Source organism: Bradyrhizobium sp. cf659 (genome assembly GCF_900113725.1).
In the GTDB taxonomy this organism is placed as follows: domain Bacteria; phylum Pseudomonadota; class Alphaproteobacteria; order Rhizobiales; family Xanthobacteraceae; genus Bradyrhizobium.
In genome coordinates this window covers 288,875-310,087 of sequence record NZ_FOQJ01000003.1, presented here as the reverse complement: position 1 = coordinate 310,087, position 21,213 = coordinate 288,875, and the positions used below count along the sequence as shown (strand labels likewise).

Here is a 21,213-nt window from a genome sequence, read left to right as displayed (position 1 = left end):
ATTTGCTGAGACGTCAGTGGTGGGCACGCTTCGCTTTGCCCACCCTACGCAGCTACGTCGTTACACCCGCTCAATAATCGTCGCGGTGCCCATGCCGCCGCCGATGCACAGCGTCACCAGCGCGGTGGACTTGTTGGTGCGCTCGAGTTCGTCGAGCACGGTGCCGAGGATCATCGCGCCGGTCGCCCCGAGCGGATGGCCGAGCGCAATGGCGCCGCCGTTGACGTTGATCTTGGCATTGTCGATGTCGAACGCCTGAATGTAGCGCAGCACGACGGAGGCGAAGGCCTCGTTGAGCTCGAACAGGTCGATGTCCGACTTCTTCATGCCGGAGCGCGCGAACAGCTTTTCGGTGACGTCGACCGGACCGGTCAGCATCATCGCGGGCTCGGAGCCGATGTTCGCGAATGCGCGGATTTTTGCGCGCGGCTTCAGGCCGTATTTGCTGCTCGCCTCCTTGCTGCCGAGCAGCACGGCGCCGGCGCCGTCGACGATGCCCGACGAGTTGCCGGCGTGGTGCACGTAATTGACGCGCTCGATCTCCGGATGCGACTGCAGCGCGACGCCGTCGAAGCCGCCCATCTGCGCCATCATCGTGAACGACGGCTGGAGCTGCGCCAGCGACTGCATCGTCGTCGAGGGACGCATGTGCTCGTCCTTGGCGAGGATGGTGAGGCCGTTGATGTCCTTCACCGGCACGACCGACTTGTTGAAGCGGCCCTCGTCCCAGGCCTTGCCGGCACGCTGCTGGCTCTGCACGGCGTAAGCGTCGACGTCGTCGCGCGAGAAGCCGTACTTCGTCGCGATCAGATCGGCCGAGACGCCCTGCGGCATGAAATAGGCGGGCACCGCCATCGACGGATCCATCGGCCAGGCGCCGCCGGAGGCGCCGATGCCGACGCGGCTCATCGATTCGGCACCGCCGCCGATGACGAGCTCATGCTGGCCGCTCATCACCTGGGCAGCGGCAAAGTTCACGGCATCGAGGCCGGAGGCGCAGAAGCGGCTGATCTGCACGCCAGGGACGGCTTCGCCGAGTCCCGCCTTCAGCGCGGCGAAACGCGCGATGTCGGAGCCGGCCTCGCCGACGGGATCGACCACGCCGAGCACGACGTCGTCGACGCAATCTTCCGGCAGGTTGTTGCGGTCCTTCAGCGCCTTCAACGGCACCGAGGCGAGCGCGAGCGCGGTGACTTCGTGCAGCGCGCCGTCCGCCTTGCCGCGACCGCGCGGGGTTCGGACGTGGTCGTAGATATAGGCATCTGCCATGGGAGCCTCCTGATTGCAGCTATTGGTTACGACCGCGACGCGGCCGGGATTATGGGTGAAGCGAAAACGCTCAGAACGCTTCTGCCGGCAGTTCCATGATGGTGGCGCAGCCCGACTGGATGCGCGCGAGATTGGCCGCGGTCTCCGGCAACATCCGCTCCATGAAGAAGCGGCCGGTGACGAGCTTGGTCGAGAGATAGGGCGTCGCCCCGCTCTCGGCAATCTTGGCATTCGTCACCTTGGCCATCTTCGCCCACATGTAGCCGAGCGCGACGAAGCCGAAGAGATGCAGGTAATCGGTTGCGGCAGCACCCGCATTGTCCGGCTTCATCATCGCGTTCTGCATCAGCCAGGTGGTGGCCTGCTGGAGATGGCCGAGCGAAGCCGAGAGCGGGGTGATGAAGGGCTTTAGCGCCTCGTCGCCGCCGTTCTCCTTGGCGAAGGCCATGACCTCGCCGAAGAAGGCCATGATGGCGCGGCCGCCGTCGCGCGGCAGCTTGCGACCGACGAGGTCGAGCGCCTGGATGCCGTTGGCGCCCTCATAGATCATGGCGATGCGGGCATCGCGCACGAACTGCTCCATGCCCTGCTCGGCGATGTAGCCGTGACCGCCATACATCTGCTGCGCCTGCACCGCGTTGGCGAAGCCGTAATCGGTGAGGAAGCCCTTCAGCACCGGCGTCATCAGGCCCATGTGGTCGTCGGCGGCCTGGCGGTCCTTGGCATCCTCCGAGCGGTGGGCGACGTCGCTCTTCAGCGCGGTCCACATCACGAAGGCGCGCGCGGCCTCGTTGAAGGCGCGGATCGAGAGCAGCGTGCGGCGCACGTCGGGATGCACGATGATCGGATCGGCCGGCTTGTCCGGCGCCTTGGTGCCGGTCAGGGAACGGCCCTGGATGCGCTCGCGGGCATAGGCGACCGCGTTCTGATAGGCGACCTCGGACTGCGCGAGACCCTGCACGGCGACGCCGAGGCGGGCCTCGTTCATCATCACGAACATGCCCTGCATGCCCTTGTTCTCTTCGCCGATCAGCCAGCCGGTGGCGCTGTCGTAGTTCATCACGCAGGTGGAATTGCCGTGGATGCCCATCTTGTGCTCGATCGAGCCGCAGACCACGCCGTTGCGTGCCCCAACCGAACCGTCGGCGTTCACCAGGAATTTCGGCACCACGAACAGCGAAACGCCCTTGATGCCGGCCGGAGCGCCCTCGATGCGGGCGAGGACGAGGTGGATGATGTTGTCGGCGAGATCGTGCTCACCAGCGGAGATGAAGATCTTCGTGCCCGTGATCTTGAAGCTGCCGTCGGCCTGCCGCACCGCCTTGGTGCGGAGCATGCCGAGATCGGTGCCGCAATGCGGCTCGGTCAGGTTCATGGTGCCGGTCCATTCGCCCGCCACCATCTTCGGCACATAGGTCTTCTTCTGCTCGGGGCTGCCGTGCACGATCAGGGCTGCGGTCGCTCCCATGGTGAGGCCGCCATACATCGAGAACGCCATGTTGGCGGAGATCTGGAATTCGTTGACGGCCTGGGAGAGCGTCACCGGCAGGCCCTGCCCGCCGAACTCGGTCGGCGCCGACAGACCAAGCCAGCCACCCTCGGCGACCTGCTTGAACGCGTCCTTGAAACCCTTCGGCGTGGTGACGCTGCCGTCATCGGCGCGCTTGCAGCCTTCGAGATCACCGACGCGGTTGAGCGGCTGGAGCACCTCTTCGGCGAGCTTGGCGGCTTCGCCCAGGATCGCCTCGCGCACGTCGCTGGACGCATCGGAGAAGCCGGGCAGATTGTCGTAACGATCGATCTGGAAGACGTCGTTGAGCAGGAAATTCACGTCTTCGACGGGGGCTTTATAGATCGGCATGGTGGTCTCCCGGCATGGGCGTTGAAGTGGTGGAATTCGCTATGATTGGGCGGCAAGCTGCTCCGCCATCAGGCGGTGCAGCATGTTGATCGCCTTGAGCGGACGCACCATCACCTTGAAATGGGTGATGCGTCCCTCGGGATCGAAGCTGATGATGTCGACGCCGTTGATCTCGATGCCGTCGATGACATTCCTGAATTCGAGCACGGCGCCGCTCTCGCTTCGCCACTCGCCGACATAAGTGAAGCCGGGACCGCCGAGCACCTTTTCGGCGCTCGACAGATATTTGAAGGTGATGTCGCGGCCGCGCTGGGGCGAATGCACCACAGGGCTTTCGAAGACCGCATCGGGATGGAGCAGGTCCCAGAGCGCTTTGCGGTCATGGGACTTCATGTAGCCGTACCAGGAGTCGAGGCCGGTCATTCTCAGTTGCCTCCCTATAGGCCTGGGCAAAAAAACGCGAAAACAACCCCATGCACAGTAGCGAAGAGGTTGATTTTGCTGGATCTTCGGGGGCGGGTCTTGTGGCCCGCTCCGAAGCCGTCCCATATGCACATTGACGCATATGCGTAGGTGCGCATAAAGTCAAGCTGGTTGGTCAAGATCGAAGACGAAGGAGGCCAGTCATGGCACTGGGCGACGCAATCCTCGCATGCCTGACGGAACGTCCGATGACGGGTTACGAGCTCGCCAAGACGTTCGATTCCTCGATTGGCTTCTTCTGGAAGGCCGACCACCAGCAGATCTATCGCGAGCTCTCCAAGCTGCGCGACCGCGGCTACATCCAGGGCCGCGAAGTCGTGCAATCCGGCAAACCCAACAAGCTGGTTTATACGCTCACGCCCGAGGGTAGAACAGCGCTGCGGCACTGGGCCGCGCGCCCAAGCACGCCAGCCTCGACCAAGGACGATCTGCTGGTCCGGCTGCATGCGCTCGACAGCATCGACATCGAGCCGCTGCGGACCGATCTGATGGCCCGGCTGGAGCACCACCGCGACCGCCACGCCAACTATGAGCGGATTCTGAAGAAGCGTTTTCCGGACGGCACGGCGGAGGGCCGGCTCGATCTCGGCAACCTGCTCCTGCTTCGCCTCGGCGCCCGCCACGAGCAGATGGTGGCCGATTTCTGCGAAGAGGCACTCGCGGCGCTGTCGACGATGAGCGGCAAGAGCACGGTGGTGCCGCTGGAAGACGGCAAGCGCGAGGGGAAGGGCTGAGGACTGGCCCGACTCGAACTTTCGCCGTCTCCTCCGGCGTCATCGCCCGCGGAGGCGGGCGATCCAGTACGCCGCGGCGTCTCTCTTCCAGCCGCGCTGCCTCGGAATACTGGATGCCCCGCCTTCGCGGGGCATGACACCGGTTATTTGGCGACCGGATGAGCGCCACAACGACTCCCCCCGGTTCCCCCCGCCCAACTTTAAGACATCGGCAACGCATTCCTTAACCCGTTATTTACCGTAACAGGAAAAAGTCGGTTTTCGAGGCAGACGACCCGCGCCGAATTCGATTGTCTTGCAACCGGGACGCGTGGGGAGACTGGAGGCGCCGGGTGGGGCGCCGGAGTCGGAACCGGACAGAGTCATGAATTCGCGCGTATCGTGGAGTGTTGACGGCATCGATCCCTCCGTCCGGGAGCGGGCCGAAGCTGCTGCGCGCAGAGCCGGCATGTCACTCAACGATTGGCTGAACTCCACGCTCGGCGAAACTGCCCCGCCAAACTTTCGCGGACCTTACGAGCAGCGTCCGCAACACATGCCGAACCACGTGCCGAGTCCGGAGAGCCGCGAAGTCGCCGACATCCACCAGCGGCTCGACGCGATCACCCAGCAGATCGAACGGATTTCAAAGCCGACCCCGCGCCAGGACTCTTCACGACAAGAGGTCTCGCGCGAGCAGGGCGTCGCACGCCAGCTCAACGATGCGATCTCGCGGCTCGATGCGCGCCTGTCGCAAATCTCGAAGCCGCAGCAGCTTCAACCGCAAGCGCCTCAGGCGCCGCGGCCCGCACCCGCCGAGACGCGCCAGCGCCAGGCCGATGCGGTCGAGCGCGCGGCCGCACAGGTCTATCGCAGCTCGCCGCCTCTGAGCCCCGCCTCGTTCGACGTGGCTGTCGCCGAGATCACGGCGCGGCAGAGCGAGCTCGACGGCTTTACGCCCAGGCAGATGCCGCCGCGCGCCGCGCCGTCGATTGCACCAGCAGCCGCCCCTTACGCGCCTCCCATCGCGCCGATGGCGCCGCCCGCGCCTGCCTACGCTCCGCCGCCACCGCAGCCGGGGCCGGATTTCTCGTCGCTCGAGCGCCATCTGCTCAAGATCACCAGCCAGATCGAATCGCTCCAGCGCCCTGACAATACCGAGCAGGCGATCAACGCCTTCCGCAGCGAGCTTGCGGAGATCCGCCACGCCATCACCGAGGCGATGCCGCGCCGCGCGATCGAGTCGATCGAAAACGAAATCCGCTCGCTGCACCGTCGCATCGACGAGACCCGCTCGTCCGGCACCGACGGCCAGGTCCTGTCAGGCATCGAGCACGCGCTGTCCGACATCAAGCAGGTGCTGCGCACGCTGACGCCGGCCGAGCAGCTCACCGGCTATGACGAGGCGATCCGCAATCTCGGCGCCAAGCTCGATCTGATCCTGCGCGCCAATGACGATCCGTCCACGGTGCGCCAGCTCGAAGGCGCGATCTCGGCGCTGCGCGGCATCGTCTCCAACGTCGCCTCCAACGAAGCGCTGGCACGGCTTTCCGAGGACGTGCAGCTGCTGTCGTCCAAGGTCGACCAGATCACCCGCTCGTCCGGCCCCGGCGACAGCTTCGCCGTGCTCGAGCAGCGCATCGCGGCACTCACCGCCGCGCTGGAGACGCGCGAGCGGCCTCAGCCTGCCGAGAGCACCGAACATTTGGAAGCCGCGATCCGCGCGCTGTCGGATCGTTTCGACCGCATGCAGGTCGGCAACGATTCGGCCTCGACCTTTGCGCATCTCGAACAGCGCGTCTCCTATCTGCTGGAGCGGATCGAAGCCGCCTCCGATCCGCGCAACGGCAACTTGAGCCGCGTCGAGGACGGGCTGCACGACATCCTGCGCCACCTGGAGCGCCAGCAGGCGACCTATTCCGCGCTCGCCGAGAGCCGCAACTCCGCGCCGCCTGCCGATTCCGGTGTGGTCGATCTCGTCAAGCGCGAGCTCTCCGACATCCGCTTCAGCCAGGCCGAAACCAACCGCAGCACCCAGGACTCGCTCGAAGCCGTCCACAGCGCGCTCGGCCACGTCGTCGATCGCCTCTCGATGATCGAGGGCGATCTGCGCGCGGTGCGCACTGCGCCGCCGGCCCCTGCACCGCAGCCGATGCCGATGGCTGCGCCCATGGAGCCCGCGCCGATGGCGCGCGAATCTCGGCCGCAGCAACAGCAGCCGAAATACGATCCGAAGCCTGAGCTGCCGAATCCGGCCGCCATGCAACAACCGGCGCATTCTGCCTTCGTGGCCGCGCCGCGCGAATTCCACGCCGCCGCGGCACCTGCCGCTCCGCCGCCGGTCCCGATGGCGCCGACGGCACCGCCCGTTCCGCCGCGCGCGATCAGCGAAATCCTGGAGCCGCATACCGCGCCCGCGCGCGGTGCGCTCGCGCCGGAATTGCCGCCGGATCATCCGCTCGAGCCGGGCACACGGCCGGGTGGGCGCGTCGCCACACCGTCGGAGCGCATTGCCGCTTCCGAAAGCGCGATCAGCGGAATTCCCACTGCTCCGAAGGAGCCAGTGTCGTCGTCGAGCTTCATCGCGGCCGCGCGCCGCGCCGCCCAGGCCGCCGCCGCGCAACCGCCCGAGAAGCCGGCCCGTGGCGCCAAGGCCGCAATCGCCCGCGCCAAGGACAAGGGTCAGGAAGGCGCCTCGACCATCACCTCGAAGATCCGCTCGCTGCTGGTCGGCGCGAGCGTGGTCGTGATCGTGCTCGGCACCTTCAAGATGGCGATGAACCTGCTCGATGGCGGCAGCGCGCCGCCGGCGCCGCAGGCGATGGAGAATTCGGTGAGCGAGCCCGCGCCGCGAGCCCCGCCGCCCGTTGAGAACAAGCCGGCTGCGCCGGAACAGGTCACGCCGTCGATGACCTCGCCGACGCCGATCGGAAAGCAGTCGCAGAACAATGCCGCGCCGGTGTCGGTGACAAGCCCGAGCGGCACCGCCTCGGTCGAAATCCCCCAAACCCCGGCCGCTGCGCCAACCCCGCCTGTGGCGTCGAGCGACGTCACCGGCGCGCTGTCGGGCGCCAGCCGCGCGCGGCTCGGCCTCGTCCAGGTGCCGCCGAGCGAAAAGCTTCCTGATGGTATCGGCGGCCCGGCCTTGCGCACCGCCGCGATGAAGGGCGATGCGACCGCCGCCTACGAGATCGGCGTGCGCTTTGCCGAAGGCAAGGGCGTCGCTTCAAACTACGACGAAGCTGCGAAATGGTACGACCGCGCGGCGCAGGCCGGCGTGGTGCCCGCAACCTTCCGCCTCGGCACGCTCTACGAAAAGGGCCTCGGGGTGAAGAAGGACGCCGATATCGCCCGCCGCTACTACACGCAGGCCGCCGAGCGCGGCAACGCCAAGGCGATGCACAATCTCGCGGTGCTCGACGCCGACGGCGGCGGACGCGGTGCCAATTACAAGAGCGCGGCGCAGTGGTTCCGGAAAGCGGCCGACCGCGGCGTCGCCGACAGCCAGTTCAATCTCGGCATCCTCTATGCCCGCGGCATCGGCGTCGAGCAGAACCTCGCCGAATCCTACAAATGGTTCAGCCTGGCGGCCGCCCAGGGCGATGCAGACGCGACGGGCAAGCGCGACGACGTCGCCAAGCGCCTCGACCCGCAATCGCTCGCCGCCGCCAAGCTCGCGATCCAGACCTTCAGCGCCGAACCGCAGCCTGACGACGCCGCCAATGTCCCAGCCCCGAACGGCGGCTGGGACAGCGCACCGCAGGCGAACGCCAAGCCCGCGCCGAAGCCGGTCGCGACCAAGCGCTCGGCGTCCGCCGCGCACTGAGAGCGGTCACTCAGTCGTCTCTGACGACAAATCTCCCCATGTCGTCCTGGCGAAAGCCAGGACCCATTATCCCGACTGATTGTCATCGCGGCACGCTGTGGCCACAGCGTCCTTCGACAACGACTGCTTGTGGTCATGGGTCCTGGCTTTCGCCAGGACGACTTGGAGAGCCACGGCGCCTCGATCACCCTCCTCATGCCCATTCGCCGCGCCCAAGATTCCTGATCCCTCCGCCGGCGAATTCGGCTATTGAGGGACGCGGCAATCGTTCCGATCTTTCCGCGAGCATTCCGCGCTAGTCGATCCGTCTCGCCGGTGCGTGGTTCAATGCAGCTCTACCTTCCGATCGCCGATCTTCCGGTCAACGTCTTCCTGGTGCTGGCGATGGGCGCTGCGGTCGGCTTCGTCTCCGGCATGTTCGGGATCGGCGGCGGCTTCCTGATGACGCCGCTCCTGATCTTCATCGGCATCACGCCGGCGGTCGCGGTCGCCTCGGTCGCGAGCCACATCGCCGCCTCCTCCTTTTCCGGCGCGATCTCTTACTGGCGGCGGCGCGCGATCGATCCGGCGCTGGCGAGCGTGTTGCTCTGCGGCGGCGTAACCGGCACCGCGCTGGGGGTATGGACCTTCACGCAGCTTCGCGCGCTCGGCCAGCTCGACCTGATGATCGCGCTGTCCTACGTCGTGCTGCTCACCACCGTCGGCAGCCTGATGTTCTCGGAAGGCCTGCGCGCCCTGATGCGGACCCGGCGCGGCGCGGTGCCGCCGCGGCGCACGCACAACTGGATCCATGGCCTGCCGCTGAAGATGCGGTTCAAGCGCTCGAAGATCTATCTCTCGGTGATCCCCGTGGTGATCGTCGGCATCATGATCGGCTTCATCGGCGCCATCATGGGCATCGGCGGCGGCTTCATCCTGGTGCCGATCATGATCTACCTGCTGCGGGTGCCGACCTCGACGGTGATCGGGACCTCGATGGTCCTGACCGTGGTCACCATGCTGCTCGCGACCATGCTGCATGCGGTGACCAATCACCTCGTCGATGCCGTGCTGGCGCTGATCCTGATGGTCGGCGGCGTCACCGGCGCGCAGTTCGGCGCGCGTGCCGGCCAGAAGATCCGCGGCGAGCAGCTGCGGCTGCTGCTGGGCCTGTTGATCCTCTCGGTCGGCGTGCGCTTTGCGATCGAGCTGGTGATCCGGCCGGAGGATCTCTTCACCATCCGTGAGCTGGGGGTGAGCGGATGATGCGCGCGCTTCTCGCAGTCGTTCTCGTCCTGTCGCTCGGCAGCGCCGCGCGGGCCGAGCGGCTGATCGTGTCGGTCTCCAACCACCGCGTCACGGTGACGCCGAATTATTCCGGCGAGGAGCTGGTGCTGTTCGGCTCGGTCGAGAAGGACGCCACGACGCCCGCGGACCGCACGGCTTACGATCTCGTGGTCACCGTGATGGGCCCGCGCGCCGACATGGTGACACGGCGCAAGGAGCGCACTTTCGGCATCTGGATCAACACCGACTACCGGCAGTTCCTGCAGGTGCCGAGCTATCTGGCGCTGTTCGCCAACCGCCCGTTCGACGTCATCACCTCGCCCGACATCGCACGGCGGCAGCAGATCGGGCTGAACAACGTGCTGCTGACCCAACGAGTCAGCGGCGACTATGCCGACGTGGTGCCGAACGACGCATTCCGCTCCGCCTTCATCCGCCTGCGCACCCAGCGCGGCCTCTATCGCGAGGATGCGAGCGCCGTGACATTCCTGACACCGACGCTGTTCCGCACCGGCATTCCGCTGCCGGCGGAGGTGCCGATCGGCACCTACGAGGTCGAGATCAAGCTGTTTGCGAACGGCGCATTCATCGGCAAGACCGAGACCGCCTTCGAGATCGTCAAGGTCGGCTTCGAACAGTTCGTCGCGACGACCGCGCGACAGAACGGCCTGATCTACGGCCTCGCCACCGCGGCCATGGCGCTGATGACGGGATGGATGGCGTCGATCGTTTTCAGAAAGGATTGAGGCGGAGCCCTTCTCTCCGAGTCGTCCTGGCGAAAGCCAGGACCCATAACCACAGGGCGTTGTTGTTGGAGAACGCTCTGGCCACAGCCTGTCGCAACAATGACCAATCGGGGTAATGGGTCCTGGCTTTCGCCAGGACGACGTTGAGGTATTTTCGCACGCTACGACGCCGCCTTCGCCGGCCGCGTCACCAGATAGATGCCGAGTGCGACCGGGATGATGCCGAGCAGGTCGCGGGCCTCGACATGCTCGCCGAGCACGAGGAAGGCGAACAGCATGCCGAGCGGCGGCATCAGGAAATGATAGGCGCTGGCAGCAGTCGCACCGCACACTTTCAGGAGATGAAACCAGAGCCAGTAGGCGAGGATGGAGCCGCCGAGCACGAGGAAGGCGAAGGCGCCGATCAGGCTTGGGGTGAAATCGATCGCGTGAATATCGGCGAAGGTAAGCGCAACCGGCGTCAGCACGATGCCGGCGGCGAGGTTCTGCACGCCGTTGCCGATCCACAGGCTTCCCTTCGGCGCGAGCAGCTTGAAGAGGATCGTGCCGGCGACGATGGAGGCGAGCGAGGCCAGCGTGAAGACGATGCCGTGCAGCGAATCGGTGCCGACCGACAGGCGGTGCCAGACGATCGCCATCACGCCGATAACGCCGAGCAAGAGACCGCTCGCCTTGCGCCAGGTCATGCCTTCGCCAAGGAGCAATGCGGCGAGCGCCGCGGTGAACACCGGATTGGCCGACACGATCAGGCCGCCGAGCCCGGCGGAGACCGATTGCAGGCCGGTGTAGCCGAGCCCGAGATAGAGTGCGTTGTTGGCGATGCCGAGCACGGCGAAGATGGCCGCATCACGCCAGGACAATGACCAGTCGTCGCCGCGGATCAGTGTCGCACCGAGGATCAAGATGCCGGCGAGCGAGAAGCGCGCGGCGAGCAGGATCAGCGGCGGGCAATGGGTGACGCCGATCTTGCCGGCGACGAAGGCATAGCTCCAGAGCAGGCAGAACAGTCCGATAGCGAGCGGCAGCGTGTTGAAGCGGCTGCGGGGGACGGGAATCGAGGGGGCGAGCGACATGAGGGCATTCTCCTGAGCCCTCGATCTAGGGAGACCGCTTGTCATTTGGAAATTAAATGATTAACTATGGATCAGTGGATTTATGAATGGAGGCGCCCATGCTCGATCTCGAGCTTCTGCGCAGCTTCGTCTCGGTCGTCGAGGCCGGCGGCTTCACCCGCGCCGGCGAGCGCGTCCATCGCACGCAGTCGACCGTCAGCCAGCAGATCAAGCGGCTGGAGGAGGACGTCGGCCAGGTGCTCCTGCACCGCGACGGCAAGGACGTGCGCCCGACCGAGGCCGGCGAGCGGCTGCTGTCCTATGCGCGGCGGCTGCTCTCGCTTGCGGAGGAGGCGCGCGACGTGCTGAGCCAGCCCGACAGCGAAGGCGCGATCCGGCTCGGCATTCCCGAGGATTTTGCGGCCTATCGCCTGGCGAAATTGCTGGCGACGTTCTCGCGCTCACATCCCGGCCTGCGGCTCGACGTCCGCGCCGACCAGAGCAAGAACCTCGCCCGCGATCTCGAACGCGGCGAGCTTGATCTGGCGCTTTACAAGCGCGAGGCCGGCGAGAAGGGCGCGATCGCAGTGTGGCCGGAGCGGGTGCACTGGGTCACCAGCAAGAGCCATCCGATCGATGCGGGCGCGCCGTCGGTGCCGCTGATCGGCTTTCCGCTGGGCTGTCTCTATCGCGCCGGCGCCATCCACGCGCTGGAGAGCGCCGGCCGCACCTGGCACATGGCCTACACGTCATCGAGCCTCGCCGGCATCCAGGCCGCGGTCGCGGCCGGCATGGGGCTGAGCATCTTGTCCGAAATGTCGATCCAGGCCGATCATCGCGTGCTGACCGCAAAGGACGGCTTTGCGCCGATCAACAAGACCGAGGTGGCGCTGATGGCGTCGCCGGATGCGAGCCCGGCGACGCTGCGGCTCGCCGATCGGCTCGCGGAGTTCTGCGATAACGTGCAGGCGAAGGCGGCCTAGGTATCGCAACGGTGAAGGTGCGTAGGGTGGGTTAGCGCAGCGTAACCCACCATTGTCTATCTCCGCTGAAACAGAAGAGGTGGGTTACGCCAAGCGGTTTGCGCTTCGCACAATCCGCGAGGCTAACCCACCCTACGAACCGTGTCCTCAATAACACCGCGACGCGGCGATGGCGTGGACGCGGCGGTCGCCGAGGAGATGGGCGACAAAGCCGTTCTCCGGGAAGATCTTTGCAAACGCCGCATCGCGGATGCTGAGGCCGCCGGCATAGGCGCCGAAGGCGGGCATCACGGCGCGCATCCCGTCGCTGGCAAAGCAGCGACGCTCCATCGAACGGCCGCGCGCGGAGACGCGGGCCTTGGGATGGAGATGGCCGGCGATCTCGCCATGCGCGCCGGTCGGCTCGTGGCGGAAGGTGATCGGGCCGATCGCGACCTCGTCGGCGATGGTGCCGCCGAGATCGCGCGGCAGCATCGGATCGTGATTGCCGGAGATCCAGATCCAGTCGCGGCCAGATTGGAGTGCGGCGACGGCATCACGATCCTCCGCGGAGAGGCGCTCATGCGCGGTGCGATCGTGAAAACTGTCGCCGAGCGCGATGACGGTGTGCGGATCATGGCGGGAGATGACAGCAGCAAGCCGGCCGAGCGTCGCGATGGTATCGTAAGGCGGCAGCAGCACGCCGCGGGTCGCGAAGCTGGAGCCCTTTTCGAGATGCAGGTCGGAGACGACGAGCAGGCGCTGCTCTTTCCAGAACAGGGCGCCGGAGAGATCGGCGTGGAGCGCGATGCCGGCGACATCCAGCGTGCGCGTTGACGAAATCGATAGCGCCACTTGCTCCGTCATGGCCGAGCGTCGCCGTTCGAAGAACGGCGTCGCTTCCGCTCGCCTATGCCCGGCCATCCATGTTCCGATTTTTCCGTCATTCCGGGGCGCGCGCAAGCGCGAACCCGGAATCTCGAGATCCCGGGTTCGATGCTTCGCATCGCCCCGGGATGACGGCGCTGGTGACGTCCAAAGATCATTATTGCAGCAGTCTACGACATCGCCTCTTTGACGAGCTCGTCGGCCGCTTCCGCCAACAACTCGTCTGCAGCTTCGCCATAAACTGACTCGCGGCCGATTTCCAGCATCACGGGGACGGCGAGCGGGGAGACGTGATCGAGTTCCCGGTAGGTGATGCGGCCTTGGATGCGGGCCAGCATGCCGCCGAGACGGCGCAGGTCGAGCAGGCCGGTGGCGGCATCGGCGCGGGCGGCGCGCAGCAGGACGTGGTCGGCCTGGTGTTTTCGCAAGACGTCGTAGACGAGATCGGTCGAGAACAGCACCTGGCGGCGGCTCTTGTCCTCGCTGGTGAAGCGGCGCTCGATCAGGCCGGAGATCAGCGCGCAGTTGCGGAAGGTGCGCTTCATCAGCGCGGATTCGGCCAGCCACGCTTCGAGATCGTCCCCCAGCATGTCGGGGTTGAACAGCGCGTCGAGATCGAGCTCACCGTTGCGGATCATGAAGGAGGCATCGCCCAGCCCCCAGATCGCCACCGCATATTCATTGGCGACGAAGCCGAGCGGCCGGGCGCGGCCGCGTTCCAGCCGCCGCGTCAGCAGCATGCCGAGCGTCTGATGCGCCAGCCGCCCCTCGAAGGGATAGCAGATGAGGTAGTGCTTGTTGCCGCGCGGAAAGGTCTCGACCAGGAGTTCGCGGACACCCGGCACGCGCGAGACCTCCTTCTGGAGCGACAGCCAGTCGCGCACCTGCTCCGGAAGACCGTTCCACGCGCGCCTGTCGTCGAGCAGGCGGCGCACACGTTCGGCAAGATAGGTCGAAAGCGGAAACTTGCCGCCCATATAGGACGGCACCTTCGGATCCTTGTCGTTGGCGCGAGAGACGTAGACCTGATCTTCGGCCAGCGCCTCGTAGCGCACGACCTCGCCGCCGAACACGAAGGTGTCGCCGGCGGTCAGCCCCTCGATGAAATATTCCTCGATCTCGCCGAGCACGCGGCCGCCGCGCGCGATCGCGCCGGTCGAACCGCTGCCGGTGGAGCGGGAGCGCACCAGCCGCACCTTGAGCATCGGCTCCTCGACGATGGTGCCGACATTGAGACGATAGCTCTGCCGCACCTTTGGATTGGCGACACGCCAGCGCCCCTGCTTGTCCTGCTTGATGCGGGCGAAGCGCTCATAGGTCTTCAGCGCATAGCCGCCGGTCGCGACGAAATCGACGACGTCGTCGAAATCGCCGCGCGCGAGGCCCGCATAGGGCGCGGCGGTGCGTACCTCGTCATAGAGGTCATCGTTGAAGAATGGCTCGCCGCAGGCACGGCCGAGCACGTGCTGGGCCAGCACGTCGAGCGCTCCGGTGCGCAACGGCGGAGTGTCCTGCGCGTTCTCGGCGATGGCGTCGATGGCGGCGCGGCACTCCAGCACCTCGAAGCGGTTGGCCGGCACCAGCACCGCGCGCGAGGCTTCGTCGAGGCGATGGTTGGCGCGGCCGATGCGCTGCATCAGGCGCGAGGAGCCCTTGGGCGCGCCGATATTGACCACGAGATCGACATCGCCCCAGTCGACGCCGAGGTCGAGCGAGGAGGTGCAGACCACGCCGCGCAAGCGTCCCGCCGACATGGCGTCCTCGACCTTGCGGCGCTGGGCGACGTCGAGCGAGCCGTGATGCAGCGCGATCGCGAGCCCGTCATCGTTCATGCGCCAGAGATCCTGGAACAACATCTCGGCCTGGCTGCGGGTGTTGACGAAGACCAGCGTGGTCTTGTTCTGCTTGATCAGCTCGTAGACCTCGGCGAGTGCGTGACGCGCGCCGTGGCCGGCCCAGGGCAGCCGCTCTCTCGTATCGAGCATCTCGACCAGCGGCGGCGCGGCGCCGCCGGCGATGACGATGTCGGCGGCCACTTCCTTGCCATCCGGCTGCGGCACCAGGAAGCGCGCGAGCTGATCAGGCTCGGCCACGGTCGCCGATAATCCGATCGCGCGCATCTGCGGCGCGAGCCGCCACAGCCGCGCCAGCCCGAGTGACAGCAGATCGCCGCGCTTGGATGTCACCAGCGCGTGCAGCTCGTCCAGCACGATGCGCTTCAGGGAGGAGAACAGGAACGGCGCGTCGTCGGAGGAGAGCAATAACGCAAGCTGCTCGGGCGTCGTCAGCAAGATATCCGGCGGATAGCGCCGCTGCCGCTGACGCCGCGACACCGGCGTGTCGCCGGTGCGGGTCTCGACCTTGATCGGCAGACCCATCTCGGCGAGGGGACGTTCGAGATTGCGCGCGATGTCGACGGCAAGCGCCTTGAGCGGCGAGATGTAGAGGGTGTGGAGGCCGCCGGGACGCTGCACGGTGCGGCCGGTGGAGACGAGGCTTTGCCTGGCGGTGGCGTCTCGTTCAACCGCCTGCGTCGAAAGCTCCACCAGCGTCGGCAGAAATCCCGCCAGCGTCTTGCCCGCGCCGGTCGGCGCGATCAGCAGCGCGCTAGCGTCCTCGCGCGCCTTCTCCAGCAGCGCCAATTGATGCGCGCGCGGCGACCAGCCGCGCCCCGCGAACCATGCCTGGAAGCGGTCGGGCAGCAGCGCGGCCGGCTCGGCCGGGATTTTGAGGATGCGGGGCGGCACGGCATCACAGGTAAGCCGTGGGGGCGGGTTCGTCGAGGGGGTGGGAGACCTTCAAGAGTGGGGCACCGCCTTCCCCTCTCCCCTTGTGGGAGAGGGTGGATCGCCGCGCAGCGGCGAGACGGGTGAGGGGTCTCCATCCTCGCGAACAGTCTTGCGCGTGGATAGAACCCCTCATCCGGCGCTTCGCGCCACCTTCTCCCACAAGGGGAGAAGGGAAGAAAATCACTCCGACATCGGCTTGTCGGAGATGTCCCAATCCTTGCCGGTGAAGGTCGAGATGAAGAGCGTCTTCATCGGCGTGTAGTCCTCGGGCGTGTAGCTGTAGGTGACGCCGTCGAGGAAATAGGGCGAGTGGAAGCCCGCGAGCGTGGACGCCTGCTTCAGCACGTTGGCGCGGGTGAGCTCGTCACCGCAGCGGCGCAGGATCTCGCCCATGGTGACGGCCTGGCCGTAGCCGGCGAAGGCGATGGTGTTGTCGGGGTCGATGGCCGGCACGTACTTCTTGCGCAGCTCCTCGAACGCCATCACGTCGGGGTCCTTCTCCCATTTCGGCAGGCCGACTTCCTTGTTGTAGCGGATCGCGACGATGCCGGCGGCGTTCTCGAGGCCCGCGGCATTGAGGATCGAGCGGCCGGTCGAGCCGGCTGAGAGCAAGTGCAGCGGCTTCCAGCCGAGCTCGGCCACTTTCCGGATCGACTGCGACGACGCCTTGCCCGTGGAGATGTTGTAGAAGACGTCGGCGCCCGACTTGGAGAGGTTGATGAGCTGGGAATCGACGGTCGGCTCGGTGAGATCGTAGGTCTGCTCCATGATCACCTGCGCGGTGCCGCCGGCATCGGCCAGCACCTTCTTGAACGGACCGAGGAAGTCGCGGCCGAAATCGTCGTTCTGGTAGAGGATGCCGATCCTGGCGTTCGGCTTCACGCTGACGACATGCCGCGCCAGGATGCGCGCCTCGGTCGGATAGAGCGGCAGGCCCGCCATCGTCCATTTGAACTCTTTCGGATTGTTCCACTTCGACGCGCCGGTGTTGAGCAGCAGCTGCGGCACGCCCTTGGAGTTCAGGTATTTGTGCACGGCGGTCTGCGGCGCGGTGCCGAGCGAACCGTAGAGCGCCAGCACCTCTTCCTGCTCGACCAGGCGCCGCGTCGCCTCGACGCATTTCGGCGCGCTGTAGGCGTCGTCCATGGTGAGGAACTTGATCTTGCGTCCGTTGATGCCGCCCTTCTCGTTCAGCATCTGGAAATAGGCTTCGCCGACGCGTCCGAGCACGCCGTAGAGCGAGCCGGGGCCGGAATGCGGCACGGTCTGCCCGATCTTGATTTCGGTATCGCTGGCGCCCGCATCGTATTTCTTCTCCGCGGCCCAGACATACGGCGCGGGCAAGGTGGATGCGGCGATGGTGGCGAGCGCGGCGGCGCTGAAATCGCGCCGCGATGGATTCTTCGTCATTATTTGTTTCTCCCTGATGCGCGCATTGTGCTGGCTTCGGCCAGCGGCTCGCAAGTGGGAAGTCGCAGCTTTGCGACGCAATGACGCTCAAATCGCAGGGCGCTAGCGCCTAGACTCAAGTTTTCTCGGCGACGACGACGAGGCCGCGCACCGGCTCGTTGTTCTCGTTGCGCGGAGAGGCCGGCTCCAGTGTGAGGAGCTTCAGTCCGGCTTGCGCAAGGACGCCGCGCACATATTCCGCCGAATGGGCATAGCGCAGGCCTTCGCCGAGAACGATGCCGCTGCCGTCATGCGTCTCCAGCGTGAAGGCGAGCACGCCGCCCGATGCAAGCACGCGCCAGGCTTCGGTCAGCACCGGCGCGAGATCGGAGAGGTAGACGAACGCATCCGCGGCCACGACGAGGTTCGCGCTGGCATCACCCTTGCCGCGCAGGCCCTCGATCATGTCGGCGACCTCGAGCTCGGCGTAGAGACCAGTCGCGCGCGCCTCCTTGATCATGCCGGGCGACAGGTCGATGCCGATGAAATGATCGACCTGCTTGGCGAGGGCGGCGGCCGCAAGCCCGGTGCCGCAACCGAGATCGATGGTGCACTTGAAGAAAGCCGGCTTCTTCGCGGTGACGCGCGCGGCCAGCACCGCCTTGAAGATCAGCGCCGGGGCGCGATAGCCGAGATCGTTGATCAGCACGTGCTCGAACCGCGGCGCGTACTGGTCGAACAGGGCCTGCACATAGGCCTTGGGCATCTCCGTCATCTTCGCATCGCCGAGCCGTATCAGGTGCAGGCCGGCACCATGCTGATCCTCCGGATCGAACTCCCGCGATTTACGAAAGGCCGCGATGGCCTTGTCGCGCTCGCCGAGTTGCTGACGGATCTCGCCGAGCGTGAACCAGGCCGAGGCGAAATTCGGTGCGAGCTCGATCGCCTGCTCCAGGAGGTCGGCGGCCGCAGGCAGATCGCCCTTGAGCTGGAGATCGCGCGCGAACTCGAAACGGCGGTCGGCCATGAGATCGCCGGAAGAGTGGTAGAGGCGCAGGGGCATTGGACTCGGCTCGTCATTGCCGGGCTTGACTCGGCAATCCATCAAAATGGAACTCTTTAGGGAGATGGATGCGCGGGTCAAGCCCGCGCATGACCGGTGAATTCGGAGCTTCTGCCGCCTATATGCCCACCATGCGCCCGCAAGACATCCTGTTGCCAGCTGCTGCCGGCCTGTGCTGCAAGCCCGGCGGCTTCCACATCGATCCCGTGCGCCCGGTCGAGCGGGCCGTGATCACCCACGGCCATTCCGACCATGCCCGCGCCGGCCATGGCGCGGTGCTGGCGACGCAGGAAACGCTCGACATGATGCGGCTGCGCTATGGCGAGAATTTTGCCGGCTCGACGCAAGCGATCCGCTATGGCGAGGAGATCCGGCTCGGCGATGTCCGCGTCAAATTCCACCCGGCCGGCCACGTGCTGGGCTCGGCGCAGATCGCGGTGACATGCAAAGACACCTGCATCGTCGCCTCCGGCGACTACAAGGACGCGCGCGATCCGACCTGCACGCCGTTCGAGCTGGTCCCCTGCGACGTCTTCATCACCGAGGCGACGTTCGGCCTGCCGGTGTTTCGCCATGGCGATGCGGCCGATGAGGTGAAGAAGCTGCTCGCCTCGGTCGCGTTGTTTCCCGAGCGCGCGCATCTCGTCGGCGCCTATTCGCTCGGCAAGGCGCAGCGCGTGATCGCGCTGCTGCGGCAGGCCGGCTATGACGCACCGATCTATCTGCATGGCGCCATGGAGAAGATCACGCATTACTACCAGAGCCGCGGGATCGCGCTCGGCGAGCTCAGGCCGGTGATGGGCGTGAAGAAGGCGGCGCTTGCCGGCACCATCACGCTGGCGCCGCCGTCGGCGACATCCGATCTCTGGACGCGCCGTTTTCCCGATCCCGTCACCGCCTTTGCGTCAGGATGGATGCGCGTGCGCGCTCGCGCGCGGCAGCGCGGCGTCGAATTGCCGCTGGTGATTTCCGATCACGCCGACTGGGACGGCCTCACCGCCACGATCGCGGCGACCGGCGCCGGCGAGATCTGGGTCACACACGGCCAGGAAGACGCGCTGGTGCATTGGTGCAAGTCGCGGGGCCTGCGGGCGCAGCCGCTCGACCTGGTCGGCTATGGCGACGAGGAGGAGAGCGAGACGCCGCTTGCCGACGAGGCCGAAGCATGAACCGCTTCGCCGAACTTCTGGACCGTCTCGCCTACGAGCCCGGCCGCAACAACAAGCTGCGGCTGATCACCGGCTATTTCCGCGAGGTCGGCGATCCCGATCGCGGCTATGCGCTGGCCGCGCTCACCGGCGCGCTCAGCTTCAAGCACGCCAAGCCGGCGCTGATCCGCGACCTTATCGCGTCGCGCACCGATCCGGTGCTGTTTGGACTGTCGTACGACTATGTCGGCGATCTCTCCGAGACGGTGGCGTTGATGTGGCCGAAAGCGGCAATGGCCGCGCACAACAACCCGCCGCCGCCGACCCTCACCGAAGTCGTCACCACGCTGCGCACGCTCGGCAAGACCGAGCTGCCGAAGCAGCTCGAACGCTGGCTCGACGAGCTCGACGAGACCGGCCGCTGGGCGCTGCTCAAGCTCGTCACTGGCGCGCTTCGTATCGGCATTTCCGCGCGGCTGGCGAAGACCGCCGCGGCGGCGCTCGGCGACAAGGACCCGCATGAGGTCGAGCTGATCTGGCCGGGGCTCGCGCCACCCTATCTCGACCTGTTCGCCTGGCTGGAAGGCCGCAGCGAGAAGCCGGTCAATCGCGATCCCGCGCCGTTCCGCCCGGTGATGCTCGCGCATGCGATCGAGGACAGCGATTTCGCCGCACTCGACCCCGCCGACTACATCGCCGAATGGAAATGGGACGGCATCCGCGTGCAGGCGGTGGCAGGCCGCGACGACCGCGGCCACATCATGGCGCGACTCTATTCGCGCACCGGCGAGGACATCACGGGAAGCTTTCCGGATCTCGTGCCGTCGTTGCGCCTGCCGGGCGCAATCGACGGCGAGCTTCTGATCCTGCGCGAGGGCCGCGTACAGAGCTTCAACGTTCTCCAGCAGAGGCTCAACCGGAAGGTCGTCTCGCCAAAGCTGATCAAGGAATTTCCGATCCATCTGCGCGCCTACGATTTGCTCGGCGACGATGAGAACGACTTGCGTGAACTGCCGTTCGCGGAGCGGCGCGAGCGACTTGAGACCTTCATCAGGAAACTTGGCGATCCCCACATCGATCTGTCGCCCACCGTGCCCTTCGCAAGCTGGGAGGCGCTGACCGCCGCGCGCGCCGCCCCCGCAAGTGCCGGCGCCGGCGAGGATGCCGACGCCGTCGAGGGCGTGATGCTGAAGCGGCGCGATGCGCCTTATTTGCCGGGACGGCCGAAGGGACAATGGTGGAAGTGGAAGCGCGACCCGCACATCATCGATGCCGTGCTGATGTATGCGCAGCGCGGCCACGGCAAGCGCTCGTCCTATTATTCCGACTACACGTTTGGCGTCTGGACCGAAGGGGAGACCGGCGACGAGCTGGTGCCGGTCGGCAAGGCCTATTTCGGCTTCACCGACGAGGAGCTCTTGCAGATCGACCGCTTCGTCCGCCGCAACACCACCGAAAAGTTCGGCCCCGTGCGCCATGTCGTGCACGAGGGTGACAAGGGGCTGGTGCTGGAGGTCGCGTTCGAGGGCCTGCAGCGCTCGCCGCGACACAAATCCGGCGTCGCCATGCGCTTTCCCCGCATCAGCCGCCTACGCTGGGACAAGCCGCCGCGGGAGGCCGACCGGCTGGAAACGCTGGAAAAGATGTTGAAGGCGGAAGCAGCCGAAGTGGAGGCCTGAACCCGGCCAGCCCGCAGCTTGGGCTTGTCCGAATTAAAATCCCGTAAGCCGATTGACGCCCCGTTGCGGGTTCCCCATG

At 66.3% G+C, this 21,213-nt stretch carries 15 protein-coding genes; 7 read left to right on the top strand and 8 right to left on the bottom strand.

What is annotated here, in order from left to right; translation table 11 throughout:
* Positions 1-60: 60 nt before the first annotated feature.
* From BM118_RS15505 to BM118_RS15495, 3 genes are all read right to left on the bottom strand, one after another.
* Positions 61-1,269 carry an acetyl-CoA C-acetyltransferase gene (locus BM118_RS15505; RefSeq protein ID WP_092186420.1) on the bottom strand — a complete coding sequence of 403 codons (1,209 nt, stop codon included), beginning with the start codon at positions 1,267-1,269 and terminating at the stop codon, positions 61-63.
* A gap of 70 nt (positions 1,270-1,339) precedes the next feature.
* Positions 1,340-3,130, bottom strand: a complete 1,791-nt coding sequence (locus BM118_RS15500) for an acyl-CoA dehydrogenase C-terminal domain-containing protein (protein ID WP_011083977.1) — start codon at positions 3,128-3,130, stop codon at positions 1,340-1,342.
* A 39-nt stretch (positions 3,131-3,169) separates the two neighbouring features.
* On the bottom strand, positions 3,170-3,553 hold the full coding sequence (locus BM118_RS15495; protein WP_092186419.1) for a nuclear transport factor 2 family protein: 384 nt from the start codon (positions 3,551-3,553) through the stop codon (positions 3,170-3,172).
* 203 nt (positions 3,554-3,756) lie between these two features.
* Here BM118_RS15495 and BM118_RS15490 point away from each other — a divergent pair, with 203 nt between their 5' ends.
* From BM118_RS15490 to BM118_RS15475, 4 genes are all read left to right on the top strand, one after another.
* Positions 3,757-4,347 (top strand): PadR family transcriptional regulator, encoded by a 591-nt coding sequence (locus BM118_RS15490; RefSeq protein WP_092186418.1) that lies wholly within the window; start codon positions 3,757-3,759, stop codon positions 4,345-4,347.
* A 364-nt stretch (positions 4,348-4,711) separates the two neighbouring features.
* Positions 4,712-8,152, top strand: a complete 3,441-nt coding sequence (locus BM118_RS15485) for a tetratricopeptide repeat protein (protein ID WP_177234346.1) — start codon at positions 4,712-4,714, stop codon at positions 8,150-8,152.
* A gap of 327 nt (positions 8,153-8,479) precedes the next feature.
* Positions 8,480-9,397 carry a sulfite exporter TauE/SafE family protein gene (locus BM118_RS15480; RefSeq protein ID WP_092186416.1) on the top strand — a complete coding sequence of 306 codons (918 nt, stop codon included), beginning with the start codon at positions 8,480-8,482 and terminating at the stop codon, positions 9,395-9,397.
* Entirely contained in the window at positions 9,394-10,164 is a 771-nt protein-coding gene (locus tag BM118_RS15475; RefSeq protein ID WP_092186415.1) for a TIGR02186 family protein, read from the top strand. The genes BM118_RS15480 and BM118_RS15475 overlap by 4 nt, the downstream gene beginning before the upstream one ends.
* Before the next feature lie 161 nt (positions 10,165-10,325).
* Here the strand turns inward: BM118_RS15475 and BM118_RS15470 are convergent, their stop codons facing one another.
* Complete coding sequence (locus tag BM118_RS15470; protein ID WP_092186414.1) at positions 10,326-11,237, bottom strand: DMT family transporter; 912 nt, start codon at positions 11,235-11,237, stop codon at positions 10,326-10,328.
* A 98-nt stretch (positions 11,238-11,335) separates the two neighbouring features.
* On the opposite strand from BM118_RS15470, the gene BM118_RS15465 reads away from it, so the two are divergent.
* Positions 11,336-12,199, top strand: a complete 864-nt coding sequence (locus tag BM118_RS15465) for a LysR family transcriptional regulator (protein ID WP_092187018.1) — start codon at positions 11,336-11,338, stop codon at positions 12,197-12,199.
* 147 nt (positions 12,200-12,346) lie between these two features.
* Here the strand turns inward: BM118_RS15465 and pdeM are convergent, their stop codons facing one another.
* The 4 genes from pdeM to BM118_RS15445 all read right to left on the bottom strand — a co-directional run bounded on the left by pdeM (position 12,347) and on the right by BM118_RS15445 (position 18,307).
* Positions 12,347-13,045 (bottom strand): ligase-associated DNA damage response endonuclease PdeM, encoded by a 699-nt coding sequence (pdeM, locus tag BM118_RS15460; RefSeq protein WP_092186413.1) that lies wholly within the window; start codon positions 13,043-13,045, stop codon positions 12,347-12,349.
* Between the two features lie 191 nt (positions 13,046-13,236).
* A complete protein-coding gene (locus BM118_RS15455; RefSeq protein ID WP_092186412.1) occupies positions 13,237-15,813 on the bottom strand; it encodes a ligase-associated DNA damage response DEXH box helicase in 2,577 nt (858 codons plus the stop codon).
* A 222-nt stretch (positions 15,814-16,035) separates the two neighbouring features.
* Positions 16,036-17,265, bottom strand: a complete 1,230-nt coding sequence (locus BM118_RS15450; protein WP_092186411.1) for an ABC transporter substrate-binding protein — start codon at positions 17,263-17,265, stop codon at positions 16,036-16,038.
* Positions 17,266-17,380: 115 nt separating this feature from the next.
* Complete coding sequence (locus BM118_RS15445; RefSeq protein ID WP_092186410.1) at positions 17,381-18,307, bottom strand: class I SAM-dependent DNA methyltransferase; 927 nt, start codon at positions 18,305-18,307, stop codon at positions 17,381-17,383.
* A 131-nt stretch (positions 18,308-18,438) separates the two neighbouring features.
* Here BM118_RS15445 and BM118_RS15440 point away from each other — a divergent pair, with 131 nt between their 5' ends.
* Together BM118_RS15440 and BM118_RS15435 are read left to right on the top strand one after the other, a co-directional pair.
* Positions 18,439-19,476 (top strand): ligase-associated DNA damage response exonuclease, encoded by a 1,038-nt coding sequence (locus BM118_RS15440; RefSeq protein ID WP_092187017.1) that lies wholly within the window; start codon positions 18,439-18,441, stop codon positions 19,474-19,476.
* Positions 19,473-21,134 (top strand): ATP-dependent DNA ligase, encoded by a 1,662-nt coding sequence (locus tag BM118_RS15435; RefSeq protein WP_092186409.1) that lies wholly within the window; start codon positions 19,473-19,475, stop codon positions 21,132-21,134. The genes BM118_RS15440 and BM118_RS15435 overlap by 4 nt, the downstream gene beginning before the upstream one ends.
* Positions 21,135-21,213 lie beyond the last annotated feature (79 nt).